Genomic DNA, 15,760 nt, shown 5'->3' on the forward strand with positions numbered 1-15,760 from the left:
ACGTTCGTTCACCTTCCGCAGCGTACGCGATCGCCCGGGGCGCAGGTGGTTTCGGGGCTGCGCCCCGGACCCCGGTCCGCAAACGCCGGACGGGCTGGATTCCAGCCCGTCCGGCGCATGGGTACGGAACGGTCGGCGGGGTCCGGGAGGGACCTCAGTGCGCGCCGTGTCCCGTGAGGGAACGGACTTCGAGTTCGGCGTACTTGGCGTCGGCGTCCGGCTCCGGCTCGGACAGCATCGAGCCGAGCCAGCCCAGCAGGAAGCCGAGCGGGATGGAGACCAGGCCGGGGTTGCCGAGCGGGAAGTAGTCGAAGCTCATGCCGGGGAAGAGGGACTTCTCGCCGCCGGAGACCACCGGGGAGAAGATCACCAGGCCGACGGACGAGATCAGCCCGCCGTAGATCGACCACAGGGCTCCCCTGGTGGTGAAGCGCTTCCAGAAGAGGCTGTAGAGGATGGTCGGGAGGTTCGCGGAGGCGGCGACCGCGAAGGCGAGGGCCACGACGGCGGCGGCGTTGAGCCGGTGGGCGAAGATGCTCAGGGCGATGGCGACGGCGCCGATGACGACGGCGGCGCACTTGGCTGTGAGGAGCTCCTCCTTCTCGCTGGTCTTCCCCTTGCGGATGACGTTGGCCCACAGGTCGTGGGCGAACGAGGCCGAGGAGGCGAGGGTGAGGCCCGCGACGACGGCGAGGATCGTCGCGAAGGCGACCGCCGAGATCACGGCGAGGAGCACGGCGCCGCCGGTCGAGCCGGCGCCGCCGCCGACCTCCTGGGCGAGCAGCGGGGCGGCGGTGTTGCCGGAGGGGTCGGAGGCGGTGATGGACTTGGAGCCCACGAGGGCGGCGGCGCCGAAGCCCAGCGCGATGGTCATCAGGTAGAAGGCGCCGATGATGCCGATGGCCCAGTTCACGGACTTGCGGGCGGCCTTGGCGGTGGGCACGGTGTAGAAGCGGATGAGGATGTGCGGCAGGCCGGCGGTGCCCAGGACGAGGGCGAGGCCGAGCGAGATGAAGTTGAGCTTGGTGGTGCCGTCCTTGCCGTACAGGAGGCCCGGTTCGAGGAAGGCCTTGCCCTTGCCGCTCTCCTCGGCGGCGCGCCCGAGCAGGGTGGAGACGTTCCAGCCCACCTTGTTGAGCACGAGGACGGTGATCAGCAGGGTGCCGAGGATGAGCAGGACCGCCTTGACGATCTGCACCCAGGTGGTGCCCTTCATGCCGCCGATGGTCACGTAGAGGACCATCACCAGGCCGACCAGGCCGATGATCCAGCGCCGCGAGCCCTCGCCCGAGGCGCCGAGCAGCAGCGCCACGAGGGCGCCCGCGCCGATCATCTGCGCGAGCAGGTAGAAGATCGAGACGACGATGGTGGAGGTGCCGGCGGCGGTGCGCACGGGCCGCTGCTTGAGCCGGTACGCGAGGGCGTCGGCCATGGTGAAGCGGCCGGAGTTGCGCAGCGGCTCGGCGACGAGCAGCAGGGCCACCAGCCAGGCGACGAGGAAGCCGATGGAGTAGAGGAAGCCGTCGTAGCCGTAGAGGGCGATGGCGCCCGCGATGCCGAGGAAGGACGCGGCGGACATGTAGTCGCCGGAGATGGCGAGGCCGTTCTGGAAGCCGGTGAAGGAGCGGCCGCCGGCGTAGAAGTCGGTGGCGTCCTTGGTCTGCCGGCCGGCCCAGACGGTGATGGCGAGGGTGGCGGCGACGAAGACGGAGAAGAGCGTGATGATCAGGGTGCGGTGCTCGCTCGCGGCACCGGCCGCGAGCGGGAGCCCGGTGTGCAGGGCGCTGGTCATGCTGGTCATGCCTTTCATTCCCCCGCTTCCAGGCGGGCCCGCAGGGCCTCGGCCTTCGGGTCGAGCTTGTCCGCCGCGTGCCGCGAGTACCACCAGGCGATCAGGAAGGTGGTGAGGAACTGGGCGAGGCCGAGGACGAAGGCCACGTTGATGTTGCCCACGACCTGGGTGCCCATGAAGTCGCCCGCGTAGTTGGAGAGCAGGACGTACAGCAGGTACCAGGAGACGAAGGCGAGGGTGAGCGGGAAGGCGAACGTGCGCTGGGCGCGGCGGAGTTCGCCGAACTCGGCGCTCGACTGCACCTCGCTGAAACGATCGGCCGCGGCGCCGGGCGCGGCGGCTGTGGTGGTGTCCGGGCCGTCGGGCTCGTCCGGCTCTTGAGTGGTGGCTGGTGCGGTGTCCACGGTCTCTCCTGACAAGGGGGGTGTGAGGCGCGAGCCGATGGCTTGTGATCCGGATCACGCATCGTAGAGGCAGGTCGCAGTATGCGACAGGGGGGAAGCCCGGAATTCGGGAGCGGCCGGCGGCGGGGGCGACACCGCCCGCCCGCGGACTCGTTGACCCTGGTGTGAGCGACGCACCTCCTCCTCCCCCGCCGTCCCCCGGTCGTCGGCCGTTCGGGATCGTCAGGTTGACGGCGCCCATAGCGGCGGTGCCGACCGGCCGGTCCGTGCCCCTGCCGAGGGCGGGCCGCTGGTACGGGCCGCGGGTGCCGCTGCCGCCGCTGAGCATCGACGCGCTGCGCGACAGCGACCTGGCTCCTTGAGCGCGTAAGGTCCCTGACTTGAGCGCGTAAGGTCCCTGACCGCGCCACCCCGGCCCGGGCCGCTGCCGCGCCACCCCCTTCGCGGGCCTCCCGATCCCACCCCTCGGATCCGGATGTTCCTCTTCCGAATTCCCGCCGCCCCAGGGCCATTTGTTGCCCGACGATGACTGTCAGGGCGTTTGTTCCGGAATGTATTGCCCGGTGCCATGATCGGCGCTAGCTTCACTCGTCATGTACCCGCCCGCGCGCGGCCCGCGCCCCGGCGGTCTTCGGATGATGTGGAGAACCCATGGCTCACCTGCGTCACAGACGGCACGCGCTGCTCGCCGTCCCCGTCGGTCTCGCCCTCACCGCCTCGCTCGGCCTCCTGCCGGGGGTGGCCTCCGCCGCGCCCCAGGCCGCGCCCGAGGCGAAGCAGGCCGCCACGGACGGCCCCCTGCTGTCGTACGTGGTGAACGCCTCCGCCGACCGCGCCACCGTCGCCCGGGTGAAGAAGGCCGTCGCCGCGTCCGGCGGCAGCGTCGTGACCGCCTACGAGCGGATAGGCGTGGTCGTCGCCCGCTCCGCGAACCCGGACTTCGCCAAGGAGCTGCGCGCGGTTCCCGGCGTGCAGTCCGCGGGCGCCACCCGCACCGCGCCGATCACCCCGGCCGCCACCACCGACGTCGGCAAGCCCGAGAAGGTGAAGCTGCCCAAGGCCAACGCCGCGGCGGCGGCCCGCCAGTCCGCCGGCGGGGCCGAGCCCCTCGAAAGCCTCCAGTGGGACCTGCCCGCCATCAAGGCGGACCAGGCCGCGAAGATCAACCCGGGCAGCCGCAAGGTGACCGTCGGCGTCATCGACACGGGCGTGGACGACACCCACCCGGACCTGGCCCCGAACTTCTCGCGGGCCCAGTCGGCGAGCTGCGTCAGCGGCAAGCCCGACACCAGCCCCGGCGCCTGGCGCCCGTACAACCCGGACAAGGACTACCACGGCACGCACGTCGCCGGCACGATAGCCGCGGCCCGCAACGGCGTCGGCGTCGCGGGCGTCGCCCCGAACGTCAAGGTCTCGGCCCTCAAGGTCTCCGACAAGAACGGCATGTTCTACGCGGAGAGCGTGGTCTGCGCCTTCGTCTTCGCCGCCGAGCACGACATAGCGGTGACGAACAACAGCTATTACGTCGACCCGTGGATGTTCAACTGCGCCGACGACCCGGACCAGAAGGCGATAGCCGAGTCGGTGGCCCGCGCGTCGAAGTACGCCCAGGACAAGGGCACGGTCAACGTGGCCTCGGCCGGCAACTCCAACTTCGACCTGGCCGCCAAGGAGATCACCGACGCCTCCAGCCCGAACGACAAGGGCCGGCCGGCGCAGACCCGCAAGATCGACCCGTCCGTCTGCCTCGACGTCCCGGCCCAGCTGCCCGGCGTGGTCACCGTCTCCGCGACCGGCGTGAAGGGCCAGAAGTCGTACTACTCCAACTACGGCCTGGGCCAGATCGACGTGGCGGCGCCCGGCGGCGACAAGTACCAGGTCCCGGACCTGCCCGCGAAGGACGGCCGCATCCTCTCCACGCTGCCCGGCGGCGACTGGGGCTTCCTCCAGGGCACCTCGATGGCCGGTCCGCACGTGGCCGGCGTGGCGGCGCTGCTGAAGAGCGCGCACCCCAAGTCGTCCCCGCAGGAGATCCAGTGGCTCCTCAAGGCGCAGGCCGACAACCCCGGCTGCCCGACGGCCCCGTACGACGGTGACGGCGACGGCAAGGTGGACGCCGTGTGCACCGGCACGAAGAACGTCAACGGCTTCTACGGCTTCGGCATCGTCGACGCCCTGGACGCGGTGCGCTGACGCTCGCGCTTGTGAGCGGAGGGGCCGGGCTCGCGCCCGGCCCCTTCCGCGTCAGGCAGGATCGCGCTGCGCAGGATCCCCTCGGCGAGCAGGAGCTGCGCGCCGATGTAGGTGAGCATGACCCAGAACTGGGCGGCGGGCGCCTGGGGCCAGCCGGCGACGCCGGTGGCGATCAGGGTGTCCGACACGACGAACAGCGCCCCGCCCGCCGCGGCGAGCGGCAGGGTGCGGGTCGCGCACAGCGCCATCGTGACGAGCAGCAGGCTGTAGAGCGCGACGGGCACGCGCAGCCCGGCCTCCAGACCGGGCCACAGCAGCGCGACGGTGACGAGCCAGGCCGCCCCGTAGCCCGCGGCGAGCCGGCGGGTGCGGGCGCCGCCGGGGCTGCCGTGCCGCGAGCAGAGCACGAGGTAGCAGACGTGCCCGGCGGCGAACGAGCCCATGCCGAGCAGGAACGGCACGTCGCCGCCGACCTGGAGGAGCGTGTCGCCGCCGCACCCGAACAGCAGCGCCACGACGAGCAGCCGGGGCCCGCCGCGCGCGAGGACGTACGCCGCGAGCAGGGGCATCAGGGCGGGCTTGGTGAAGAGCGCGGCGGAGGGCGCCGCCAGCAGGGCGCCGAGGTGGGCGAGGGCGGCGGCGCCGAAGAGGGCGGTGAGGGCGCGGTGGGCCCTCACGCGGCGTGCTCGTGCGCGGGAGCGGCCTCGGCCGCCGTGGCGGGGGCCTCCTGACGAGGCGCCGGCTGCCACCCCGGCCCGCGGAACACCCGCCCCAGCCGCTCCCGCCAGTCCCGCGCGGCGCGCAGGTCGCGGGCGATCGCGGCGTACTCGTGGGTGGCGACGCGCAGCGGGTTGTACGTGTCGATGTTCTTGGTCAGCCCGAAGACCGGCTTCTCGCCCTCGGGCACGAAGGAGCCGAACATCCGGTCCCAGACGATCAGGATCCCGCCGTAGTTGCGGTCCAGGTAGCCGCCCTGGGAGGCGTGGTGGACGCGGTGGTGGGAGGCCGTGTTCAGGACGTACTCGAAGGGCCGGGGCAGCTTCCGGACCCGCTCGGTGTGCACCCAGAACTGGTAGACGAGGTTCACCGACGAGCAGAAGGCCACCGCGGCCGGGTGCACGCCCACGGCGATCATCGGCAGGTAGAACGGCCACACGGTCAGCGTCGTCCAGGGCTGGCGCAGGGCGGTGGTGAGGTTGAACTTCCGGCTGGAGTGGTGCACCACGTGGCAGGCCCACAGGATCCTGATGACGTGGTGCCCGCGGTGCGACCAGTAGTAGAAGAAGTCCTGCACGAGCAGCATCAGGGGAAGCGTCCACCACAGGACGGGGATCCGCAGCGGTGTGAGCTCGTAGAGGGCGGTGTAGGCGGCGACGATCGGAATCTTCCACAGCGCGTCGAAGACGAGGCTGCCGGCACCCATTCCGATGCTGGTCGCCGCGTCCTTGGCCTCGTAGCCCGCATCGCCCGTCTCCTCGGCGGGGCGCAGCCGGTAGCTCACCAACTCCAGGGCGGTGAGCAGGAGGAAGGCGGGTATGGACCACAGCACGGCGTCGGGAAGGTGCGGCATGGCCGCACGATAAGCGCGTCATCGGGCGTGCCGCTAGGGGTAGTTACTCTTCGGTATCGAATTGTGTTACCGGAGGTTCGCGAAGGGGGTGCGGGGTGGTCGTAGCGGAAGCGGCTCTGGCGCGGGTGGCGGGGGCGGTGGCGGGGGCGCTCGCCAAGTCGGCGCTGGCCGGGAAGCCCGGGGCGGGGCTCGTGGCGAAGGCGGCCTCGCCCGTGGGGCCTGGGCGGCGGCGCCCCGAAGTCCTCGGGGAAGAGGAGACGTCGCGCCTGGTGCGACGGCTGTCGGCGCTGCGGAAGGGGCCGTGGGAGCGGCTGCCGGAGAACGAGTGGCGGGCGGCGGCCGATGCGGTGTGCGAGGTGTTCGCGGTGGCGGGCACGATCGACCAGAGGATGCTCTTCGTGGCCGACCTCGATCCCGAGAATTTAAGTGAGGAGTTACTCCTGCGCAGCCCGGGGATAGTGGAGCGAGCAGGGCTCGGGGAGACGGGGGCAGCGGCGTTCGCGGAACTGCTGGGGGCGGCCTGCCTGCACATCGTGGAGTACGCGACGTCGCTGCCGACGTTCGCGGCGCGGGCGGATGTGGAGCTGGTGCGGCGGTCGGGGGACTCGCAGCGCAGGCTGACGGAGTTGCTCGACCGCCTGCACAACACGCCGGGCGCGGCGGAGTTCGACGAGCGCTACCGGGACTACATCGCGCGGGCGTATGGACGGGTGGAGCTCTTCGGGCTGACGCTGGGGTGCGCGGAGCGGGAGTGGGCGCTGAGCACGGCGTACATCTCCCTCAAGGTGGCGGGCGGGGAAGAGGCCCGCTGGGCTGCCGACGCCTCACCGCACCTCGCGCAGGCGTCGGTCTCCACGGTCTCCACCGAGCAGGCGCTTGCGAGCTGTGAGCGGATGCTGCTGCGGGGGCCCGCAGGGTCGGGCAAAAGCACGCTCGTGCAGTGGCTGGCCACGAATGCGGCGCGGCGGACGTTCGACCCGCATCACTTCGAGTGGAACTGCTGCGTGCCGTTCGTGCTGCGGCTGCGGACGCTCACGCAGCGGGGCACGCTTCCGATGCCGGGAGAGTTCCTGAGTGCGACGGGGCATCCCCTGGCTGGTCTGGCGCCAGCAGGCTGGGTGGAGGGACTGCTCACCAGCGGCTGGGCACTGGTGCTGATCGACGGCGTGGACGAGGTCCCGGCCGACCAGCGGCGGCGTACGAGGGAGTGGCTCCAGTCGCTGCTGACCGCGTTCCCGAAGGCGCGATACGTGGTGACGACGCGGCCGTCGGCGGTCCCGGAGGACTGGCTGGACGCCCAGGGCTTCACCTCCTACGCGCTCCAGCCCATGGACCGCGAGGACATCCGCCGGTTCATCACCCACTGGCACCGGGCGGCGGGCGCGGAAGGTGCCTTCGAGGAGTCCCTGCAGCAGGCGGTGGCCACGCGACGGGAGCTGGGACGGCTGGCGACGAATCCTTTGATGTGCGCGCTGCTGTGCGCCCTGAACCGCGACCGGCGGATGCACCTGCCGCGGGCGCGGAAGGAGCTGTACGACGCGGCGCTCGACATGCTGCTCGTACGGCGGGACAACGAGCGCGACATCGGCACGGCCCTCGAAGGCGCCGACCTGACGCGCGACGAACAGACACTGCTGCTCCAGCGGCTCGCGTACTGGCTGATCCGCAACGGCCAGACGGAGGCGGCGTGCGGGGATGCCATCGAGATGATCGAGGAGTGGCTGGCGGCGATGCCGCAGGTGCGGGCGCAGGGGGATGCGGGGCGGGTATTCCGGCACCTGCTGATCCGCAGCGGGCTGCTGCGCGAGCCGATTCCCGGGTCGGTGCATTTCGTGCACCGGACGTTCCAGGACTATCTGGGCGCGAGGGCGGCCGTGGAGGCCCGGGACTTCGGGCTGCTGGTGAAGCAGGCGCACGACGACCAGTGGGAGGACGTCGTCCGGATGGCGGTCGGACACGCGCGGCCCGACGAGCGGGCGAGGGTGCTGCGGCAACTGATGCGGCGGGCGGATCGGGTGAAGCGGGATCGACATCGGTTGACGTTACTGATGGCGGCTTGCCTGGAGCAGGCGCCTGAGCTGGATCCCGGGGTGCGGGGTGAGATCGAGCGGCGGACGAAGGCGTTGCTGCCGCCGCGGAGCGATGAGGATGCGGAGGCCTTGGCCAAGGCGGGCGATCTTGTCCTGGAGCTGCTCCAGGGGCCGGAGGAGCTGGACGAGGAGAGTGCGCGGGCGACGGTGCGGACGGCGGGGCTGATCGGCGGGGACGGGGGGCTGGCGGTGATCTCGCGGTTTCGGGGGGATGAGCGGTCCCCCGTTCAGGTGGCCGTTACGAGGTGCTGGAGTGCGTTTGACACGCAGGAGTACGTCGACACGGTGCTCACGAATGCGCCGCTGGAATGCATCTGGGTGCTCATGCAAACGGTGGAACAGGTACGCGCACTCAGGCAGCTGCCCCGTGTCCGGCGTATCACCCTTCAGGGAGACCACAGCATCGCAGGGGACGTCGCCTCTCATGCCGGCTTGCAAGAACTCCACATCATCAACAACCACGGCTTAAACGACCTCTCGCCACTCACCTGCTGTCCTGAGCTGCGAAAGCTCTCCCTCACTGACTGCCCGGCTGTGCAGGACCTCTCACCACTGACAGAGACAGCACTCTCGGATCTCACCCTGAGGAACCTCGGGAGGAGCCTGTCCCTAGCTCCGCTCTCCGGACACAGCGCACTGCACCATCTGGTCCTTCACTGGCCCTACGCCAGGACGGTGGAGGGCATCCCTGCCGGGCCTCAGCTCACCGCACTCGGTCTCCACTACGAGGCACGTGCGACCTCCCTCGCTGGTCTCGACAAGTGGCCCGGCCTCACATGGCTCTCCATCACCGGAGGCCCACAGGCCGCCGAGCTCGATCGGCAGGCGACTCCCCCTCCCTTGACGTCCCTGCAACTGCGGGACCACCCGGCCTTAGACCCCCGGACCCTCGTCCACCACCAGAAGCTGCGAACCCTGTCGCTCGCGTTCTGCGACTTGAACGGAGACCTGGCTCCTCTGACAGAGCTGCCGGAGCTCAGTTCACTCCTCATGACCAAGTGCGCATCCGGAGAGGGGAAGCCCATCGACCTGTCCCCCCTGGCGCCTCTCGAACAGCTCACGGTCATTGTGGGAATGGACACCCCGGTCAAGGGCGTGGAGCTCTTTTCACCTGAGCGTCTCGACATCCGCCCGGGCCGTGGCGTCTTCCTCATCTGACGCCCTCGCCCCCGCCCGGCCCCCACCCCTGTCAGTCCACCCCCGTATTCTTTCTGACCATGCTCGAAGACCAGACCGCAGCCGCCGCTCCGACTCCGTGGCCGGCCGCGTACCCCGAGGGGTACGCGGTCGTCGACGTGGAGACCACCGGGCTCGCCCGGGACGACCGGATAGTGTCCGCGGCGGTCTACCGGCTGGACGCCAGAGGGCAGGTCGAAGACCACTGGTACACGCTGGTCAACCCCGAGCGCGACCCCGGGCCCGTGTGGATCCACGGCCTGACGACCGCCGTGCTCTCCTCCGCCCCGCTCTTCCCCGAGATCGCGGACGAGTTCGCCAAGCGCCTCGAAGGCCGCGTCCTCGTCGCGCACAACGCCGCCTTCGACTGGTCGATGATCGCCCGCGAGTACGCCCGCGCCCGGGCGACCGCGCCCGTCCGCCAGCGGCTGTGCACCATCGCGCTCTCCAAGGAGCTCGGGCTTCCGCTGCCCAACCACAAGCTGGAGTCGCTCGCCGCCCACTACGGCGTCGTGCAGGAGCGCGCCCACCACGCGCTCGACGACGCCCGCGTGCTGGCCGAGGCCTTCCGGCCGAGCCTGCACCTCGCGGCGGAGGCCGGTCTGCGGCTGCCGCTGCTCGCGTGCCAGCCGCTGACCGAGTGGTCCGACGGACCGGCAACACCCCGCCAAAGCGGACATATCGGACAACAGCGCTCGTACGGCTACGGGAACGGCTCACCCTCCTCCTGGCGGCCGAGCCGTAAGCGCCCGGCCTGCCCGTACCCCAACCCCGGGCGGTACAAAGAGGGTGAACAGCTCATTCAGGGCATGCGGGTGGCGTTCTCGGGCGACACCTCCATCGACCGCGAGCTGCTGGAGGACCGCGCCGTCGAGGCGGGGCTGCACGTCGCGACCAGCCTGTCCCGCCTCACCAGCGTGCTGGTCACCAACGACCCCGACTCCCCCACGACCAAGACCACCAAGGCTCGCTCCTTCGGCACGCCGGTGATCGACGAGGCGGCCTTCGTCCAGCTGCTCTCGCACGTCACGCCCGCGCCCAAGGGCTGAGGCCGCCGGCAGCGCCACCCACTGCACCCGGGGCGAACCGGGCCAGGTACCGTCAAATACGTGTACCGCTTCCTGTTGTCCCGGCAGTGGGTGATCCTCACCCTCGTGGGGCTCGTCCTCATCCCGGTGATGATCAAACTGGGCTTCTGGCAGTTCCACCGCCACGAGCACCGGGTCGCGCGCAACGGCTTCGTCGCCCGCAGCCTCGCCGCCGACCCCGTGCCGGTGACCGAGCTGTCCGCGCCCGGCAAGGACGTCTCCGACGACGTCTGGCGCCGGGTCAGCGCGAGCGGCACCTTCGACACCAAGGACGAGGTCGTCGTCCGGCTGCGGACCGACGCCGACGGCAAGTCCGGCTACATGGTCCTCACCCCCCTCCTCCTGGCCGACGGGCGGGCCGTCCTCGTCAACCGCGGCTGGATCCCCTCCACCGGCGACCTGACGAAGTTCCCCGAGGTCCCCGCCCCGCCCTCCGGCAAGGTCACCGTCACGGGCCGGCTGCGCGCCGACGAGACCGACTCCAGCGGCATCAAGGACACCCGCGGCCTGCCGCCCCGTCAGGTCATGCGCATCAACAGCGAGCGCCAGGCGCAGTCCCTGCACCGCCCCGTCCTCGGCGGCTACATCGAGCTCACCGACCCCGACCCCGGCACCAAAGGACCCGAGCCGGTGGCGGCCCCCGACCACGACAGCATCGGCCCCCACATGGCCTACGCCGTCCAGTGGTGGCTCTTCGCCGCCTTCGTGCCCGTCGGCTGGGTCATCCTCGTCCGCCGCGAGCGCCGCGACCGCGCCGCCGGAACCGCCCCCGCCGCCCCCGCCGCGCAACCGGACGTAGCCCGGACAGCGGCCACCCCCGAGTAGCCCTCCCACCGCGCGGGAAGACGCTCCGCGTGGCAGCACGCATCGAGGACTACGCGCTCATCGGCGATCTCCAGACCGCCGCCCTGATCGGCCGCGACGGCTCGGTCGACTGGCTCTGCCTGCCCCGCTTCGACTCGGCCGCCTGCTTCACCGCCCTCCTCGGCGACGAGGACAACGGCCACTGGCGCCTGGCCCCCGCCGGCACCGACCCCGGCACCCCCTGCACCCGCCGCTCCTACCTCCCGGACTCCCTCGTCCTCGAAACCGTCTGGGAGACGGCCGACGGCACCGTCAAAGTCACCGACTTCATGCCCCAGCGCGACCGCGCCCCCGACGTCGTCCGCATCGTCGAAGGCGTCTCCGGGACCGTCGGCATGCTCAGCGTCCTCCGCCTGCGCTTCGACTACGGCAGCGTCGTCCCGTGGATACGGCGCACCGACGGCCACCGCGTCGCCGTCGCCGGCCCCGACTCCGCCTGGCTGCGCAGCGAGCCCCCCGTCAAGACCTACGGCCACGACTTCAGCACCCGCTCCGAGTTCAGCGTCTCCGCCGGTGACAAGGTCGCCTTCGTCCTCACCTGGCACCCCTCCCACCACCCCCGCCCCGCCCTCGTCGACCCCCACGAGGCCCTGCGCCAAAGCCTCGCGGACTGGCGCGAGTGGGCGGGCCGCTGCACCTACGACGGCCCCCACCGCGAAGCCGTCGTCCGCTCCCTCATCACCCTCAAGGCCCTCACCTACGCCCCCACCGGCGGCATCGCCGCCGCCTGCACCACCTCCCTCCCCGAAGAGCTCGGCGGCGTCCGCAACTGGGACTACCGCTACTGCTGGCTGCGCGACTCCACCCTCACCCTCGGTGCCCTCCTCTCCGCCGGCTACGGCGACGAGGCCGCCGCCTGGCGCGCCTGGCTCCTGCGCGCCGCCGCCGGCGACCCCGCCGACCTCCAGGTCATGTACGGCCTCGCCGGCGAGCGCCGGCTGACCGAGGCCGAGCTTCCCTGGCTCGCCGGCTACGAGCGCTCCGCCCCCGTCCGCACCGGCAACGGCGCCGTCAAACAGCTCCCGCTCGACGTCTACGGCGAGGTCATGGACTCCCTCCACCTCTGCCGCCGCTGGGGCCTGCCCGCCAAGCCCCACGAGTGGAAGCTCCAGCGCTCCCTCATGGACTACATCAAGGACCACTGGCGCGAGCCCGACGAAGGCATCTGGGAGGTCCGCAGCCCCCGCCGTCACTTCGTCCACTCCAAGGTCATGGCCTGGGTCGCCGCCGACCGCGCCGTCCGCACCCTGGAGGCCGACCCCGGCCTGCCCGGCGACCTCGACGGCTGGCGCACCATGCGCGACGAGGTCCACCGCGAGGTCTGCGAACGGGGCTACGACGCCGAGCGCGGCACCTTCACCCAGTCCTACGGCTCCCGCGAGCTCGACGCCGCCACGCTCCTCATCCCCCGCGTCGGCTTCCTCCCGCCCGACGACCCCCGCGTCACCGGCACCGTCGACGCGGTCCGCCACGAGCTGTCCCACGGCGGGCTCCTGCGCCGCTACACCACCGACCTCAAGCCCATGGACGGCATCCCCGGCAACGAAGGCGCCTTCCTGGCCTGCTCCTTCTGGCTGGCCGAGGCCCTGCACCGGACGGGCCGCACCGAGGAGGCCCGCCACCTCTTCGAGCGGCTCCTCTCCCTCCGCAACGACGTCGGCCTCCTGGCCGAGGAGTACGACCCGGACGCCCTGCGCCACCTGGGCAACTACCCCCAGGCGTTCAGCCACATCGGCCTGGTCAACGCGGCCCTGACCCTCTTCTCTCCGCAAGACTGACCGCATGGATCTAGGACTGAAGGACCGCACGTACGTCCTCACCGGAGCAACGAGAGGCCTGGGCAACGCCACGGCCCGAGAACTGATCACTGACGGCGCAAAAGTAGTGATCACCGGCCGCACGGAGGAATCCGCCCGCTCCGCCGCAACGGCCCTGGGCCCCAACGCCCTCGGCGTGGCGGCCGACAACGCCGACCCCGCCACCCCGGACCGCCTGATCGCCGCGGCCCGCAATCACTTCGGTGGTTTCGACGGCATCCTCATCAGCGTGGGCGGCCCGCCCGCGGGAACCGCGGCGGCGGTCACCGACGACCAGTGGCGGAGAGCCATCGACACGATCTTCCTGGGCGCCGTCCGCACGGCCCGCACCGCCGCGGGCGAACTCTCCGAGGGCGGCGTGATCGGCTTCGTCCTCTCGGCATCGGTGCACGAACCGATCCCGGGCCTGACCATCTCCAACGCCCTGCGCCCGGGCCTGGCGGGCTTCGCGAAGTCCCTCGCCACGGAACTGGGCCCACGCGGCATCCGCGTCATAGGCCTCCTGCCGAACCGCATCGACACGGACAGGGTCAAAGAACTGGACGCCCTCTCGGACGACCCGCAAAAAACGAAAGCGCACCACACGACACAAATCCCCCTGGGCCGCTACGGCACCCCGACCGAATTCGGCAAGGCGGCAGCGTTCCTCCTCTCCCCCGCGGCCTCGTATCTGACCGGCGTCATGCTGCCGGTGGACGGCGGCGCGCGCCACGGCTTCTGAGGCCGGTGGTCAGAAGACGACGAGACGGGAGGGGCCGGGGCCGCAGGGGCAGGGGTCCGGGACGCTGACGTGTATTTGCGGGCCCGACGAGGGGCAACGCGACGGTGCGGGGGGCCCGTAAATATACGGTCCCGGACCCCTGCCCCGGAGGCCCCGGCCCCGCACGCACCGGCACCCCGCACCCCGCACCCACCCTCACCCAACCCGCTCAGCCCGATGCCGAACAGCCCGCACCCGTACCGACACCGCCAACCGCCCCACCCCCGCCGACACCCGCGCATGCTCCAGCGCCTCACCGTCCAGCCGCGACAGCGCCACCGCCGGCGACGCGTGCGGCGCCAGCGTCAGCCCCACCCGCGCCTCCGGCGCCCCCCGCCGCCCCTCCAGCGCGACGAACGCCCGCTCCACCCCCTCAAGCGCTTCCGCCTCCGCGCACACCGCCTCCTCCAGCGCTCTCCCCCGCAGCACCGCCTCCTCGCCGTCCCCGCAGTCCACGACGAGCTCCCGTAGCCGGCGCCGCCGCACCTGCGCCAGCAGCCACCACAGCGCCAGCAGCACCACGGCACCCAGCCCGGCGATGACCGCGGGCCACCACCAGCCGGCTCCCCGCCACTTCGTCCGCGCGGCCCGGCTCAAGAGCACGTCCCGCGGCCCGTCGAAGGGCCAGCCGGACGGCAGGGTGAAGCCCCAGCGCCGCTGAAGATCGAACGCACCGGCGAGAACAGCCACCCCCACCCCCGCGAGCACGACCCCGGCCGCGCCCACCAGCACCCGGTTAACACCCCTCAGCACCGCACACCGCCCCTCACCGCTTCGCCGGCGCCGGCCGCCCGACCCGTACCGACACCCCCGGTTCGTGCGCTAGCCCCAGCTTCCGCACGCCTTCCCGGATCACGTCTTCCACATCGGCCCGTACGTCGTCGAGGTCCCGGAAGTGGGACTGCGCGCGTACGGTCACGCGGCGCCGCCCGACCTTGACCCGTACGGACTGCACCCCGGACACCTCCATGGCCCGGTCCCGCAGGACGAGCGCCGCGGCCCGCCGGTCGATCCCGGCGCGGAGGTCGGTGCGGTCGGGCCGCATGGGCAGCACGGACCGCATCCCGGGAGTAACAGCAAGAGCAACCAGCCAAACGCCCACCACCACAGCAACAACAGCACCCCCCACAACCCACCCGTCGTCAAGCGGCCGAGTGGCGAGCTCATGGGCGAGCCGTCGCCGCCACTCCATGGCGGGCCGGTGAGCACGAACAGCAGCTACGTCGTACAGCAGCATCCCGGCCGCCCCCAGAACGACGGCAGCCACCAGAAAGGCGGGCACCCGCCGCACGGCCCAGAACCGGCGGAACCCCGGAACCGCACCCCGGCCCTCGACCGGGCCCTCAACCGGGCCCCGGCCTCCACCCTCTCCGCTCCCGGCCCCGCTCTCGACCCCGCTCACCGCACCCGCTCCCGCCCCGCCGCCCCCGTGTGCACGGAATGCAGCCGCTCCACGGTGACGGCCACTTCCGGCACGTCCATCCCGGCCAGGGCCTTCACCCGTTCGGCGATCCGCCGCCGCACCGCCCCGCACTGCGCCCCGATGTCCGAGGGGTAGCCGAGCTCAACGGCGACGCGCACCCGGACGATGTCGTCGTGCACGGTGACGTCGGCGTAGGGCGGCCCGACCTCGTCCTCACCCGAAGCGGAGGCGGAGGCACCCCGCACCGCCGCACCCCGGACCCCGGACCCGGCCCCGCGGAGCGCCTCCCGCGCCGCCTGCGCAGCGATCTTCGCCACCACGCGGTCCGCGATCCGGGTCGCCCCGCGCTCTCCGGCCGGAAGCGTCACCGCCGCCGCCCGTCCCGGTCCCGCGTCCGGAAGAACTCCCCCGGATCCAGGTCCCCGTCGGCGAAGCGGCCCACCACGAACCCGAGCGCCCCCAGGGCGGCTACGAGCAGAAACGCCCCGAACCCGCCGAAGTACCCGGCGAATCCGAGCGCCATGCCGGCGATCATGCCGACGACGGCCATGCTCATCGCGAGCTCCTCCACTCAGACCGGCTA

General features: G+C 71.8%; 15 protein-coding genes. 7 read left to right on the top strand and 8 right to left on the bottom strand.

What is annotated here, in order from left to right:
• Positions 1 to 154: 154 nt before the first annotated feature.
• Both D7231_RS06890 and D7231_RS06895 read right to left on the bottom strand, forming a co-directional pair.
• Entirely contained in the window at positions 155 to 1,792 is a 1,638-nt protein-coding gene (locus D7231_RS06890) for a solute symporter family protein (RefSeq protein ID WP_391473645.1), read from the bottom strand.
• A 14-nt stretch (positions 1,793 to 1,806) separates the two neighbouring features.
• Positions 1,807 to 2,196, bottom strand: coding sequence for a DUF485 domain-containing protein (locus tag D7231_RS06895; RefSeq protein WP_120754065.1), 390 nt, complete (start codon positions 2,194 to 2,196; stop codon positions 1,807 to 1,809).
• Positions 2,197 to 2,423: 227 nt separating this feature from the next.
• Between D7231_RS06895 and D7231_RS38105 the strand changes: the two genes are divergently transcribed.
• Positions 2,424 to 2,558, top strand: coding sequence for a hypothetical protein (locus tag D7231_RS38105; protein WP_267470822.1), 135 nt, complete (start codon positions 2,424 to 2,426; stop codon positions 2,556 to 2,558).
• 289 nt (positions 2,559 to 2,847) lie between these two features.
• On the top strand, positions 2,848 to 4,389 hold the full coding sequence (locus D7231_RS06905; RefSeq protein ID WP_120754066.1) for a S8 family peptidase: 1,542 nt from the start codon (positions 2,848 to 2,850) through the stop codon (positions 4,387 to 4,389).
• Here D7231_RS06905 and D7231_RS06910 read toward each other — a convergent pair.
• Positions 4,347 to 5,066, bottom strand: a complete 720-nt coding sequence (locus D7231_RS06910; RefSeq protein ID WP_241999599.1) for a lysoplasmalogenase — start codon at positions 5,064 to 5,066, stop codon at positions 4,347 to 4,349. The genes D7231_RS06905 and D7231_RS06910 overlap by 43 nt on opposite strands.
• Entirely contained in the window at positions 5,063 to 5,959 is an 897-nt protein-coding gene (locus D7231_RS06915) for a sterol desaturase family protein (protein WP_120754068.1), read from the bottom strand. The genes D7231_RS06910 and D7231_RS06915 overlap by 4 nt, the downstream gene beginning before the upstream one ends.
• Positions 5,960 to 6,054: 95 nt before the next feature.
• Here D7231_RS06915 and D7231_RS06920 point away from each other — a divergent pair, with 95 nt between their 5' ends.
• Genes D7231_RS06920 through D7231_RS06940 form a run of 5 tightly spaced genes read left to right on the top strand, consistent with a single transcriptional unit; the run spans position 6,055 to position 13,715 of the window.
• Positions 6,055 to 9,207, top strand: a complete 3,153-nt coding sequence (locus tag D7231_RS06920) for an NACHT domain-containing protein (RefSeq protein ID WP_241999600.1) — start codon at positions 6,055 to 6,057, stop codon at positions 9,205 to 9,207.
• A 59-nt stretch (positions 9,208 to 9,266) separates the two neighbouring features.
• Positions 9,267 to 10,274, top strand: coding sequence for a DEDDh family exonuclease (locus D7231_RS06925; RefSeq protein ID WP_120754069.1), 1,008 nt, complete (start codon positions 9,267 to 9,269; stop codon positions 10,272 to 10,274).
• Between the two features lie 60 nt (positions 10,275 to 10,334).
• A complete protein-coding gene (locus D7231_RS06930) occupies positions 10,335 to 11,138 on the top strand; it encodes an SURF1 family cytochrome oxidase biogenesis protein (RefSeq protein WP_120754070.1) in 804 nt (267 codons plus the stop codon).
• Between the two features lie 29 nt (positions 11,139 to 11,167).
• Positions 11,168 to 12,955 carry a glycoside hydrolase family 15 protein gene (locus tag D7231_RS06935; RefSeq protein ID WP_120754071.1) on the top strand — a complete coding sequence of 596 codons (1,788 nt, stop codon included), beginning with the start codon at positions 11,168 to 11,170 and terminating at the stop codon, positions 12,953 to 12,955.
• Between the two features lie 4 nt (positions 12,956 to 12,959).
• Entirely contained in the window at positions 12,960 to 13,715 is a 756-nt protein-coding gene (locus D7231_RS06940; protein WP_120754072.1) for an SDR family oxidoreductase, read from the top strand.
• A gap of 195 nt (positions 13,716 to 13,910) precedes the next feature.
• Here the strand turns inward: D7231_RS06940 and amaP are convergent, their stop codons facing one another.
• The 4 genes from amaP to D7231_RS06960 are packed head-to-tail and all read right to left on the bottom strand — an operon-like array spanning position 13,911 to position 15,733.
• Complete coding sequence (amaP, locus tag D7231_RS06945; protein ID WP_120754073.1) at positions 13,911 to 14,507, bottom strand: alkaline shock response membrane anchor protein AmaP; 597 nt, start codon at positions 14,505 to 14,507, stop codon at positions 13,911 to 13,913.
• Positions 14,508 to 14,520: 13 nt separating this feature from the next.
• Positions 14,521 to 15,156, bottom strand: coding sequence for a DUF6286 domain-containing protein (locus D7231_RS37400; protein ID WP_416385381.1), 636 nt, complete (start codon positions 15,154 to 15,156; stop codon positions 14,521 to 14,523).
• Entirely contained in the window at positions 15,153 to 15,545 is a 393-nt protein-coding gene (locus D7231_RS06955; protein ID WP_120754074.1) for an Asp23/Gls24 family envelope stress response protein, read from the bottom strand. Before D7231_RS06955 ends, D7231_RS37400 begins: the two co-directional genes overlap by 4 nt.
• On the bottom strand, positions 15,542 to 15,733 hold the full coding sequence (locus D7231_RS06960) for a hypothetical protein (RefSeq protein WP_120754075.1): 192 nt from the start codon (positions 15,731 to 15,733) through the stop codon (positions 15,542 to 15,544). Before D7231_RS06960 ends, D7231_RS06955 begins: the two co-directional genes overlap by 4 nt.
• Positions 15,734 to 15,760 lie beyond the last annotated feature (27 nt).

The sequence above is a fragment of the Streptomyces klenkii genome, from assembly GCF_003626645.1.
Lineage (GTDB): Bacteria > Actinomycetota > Actinomycetes > Streptomycetales > Streptomycetaceae > Streptomyces > Streptomyces klenkii.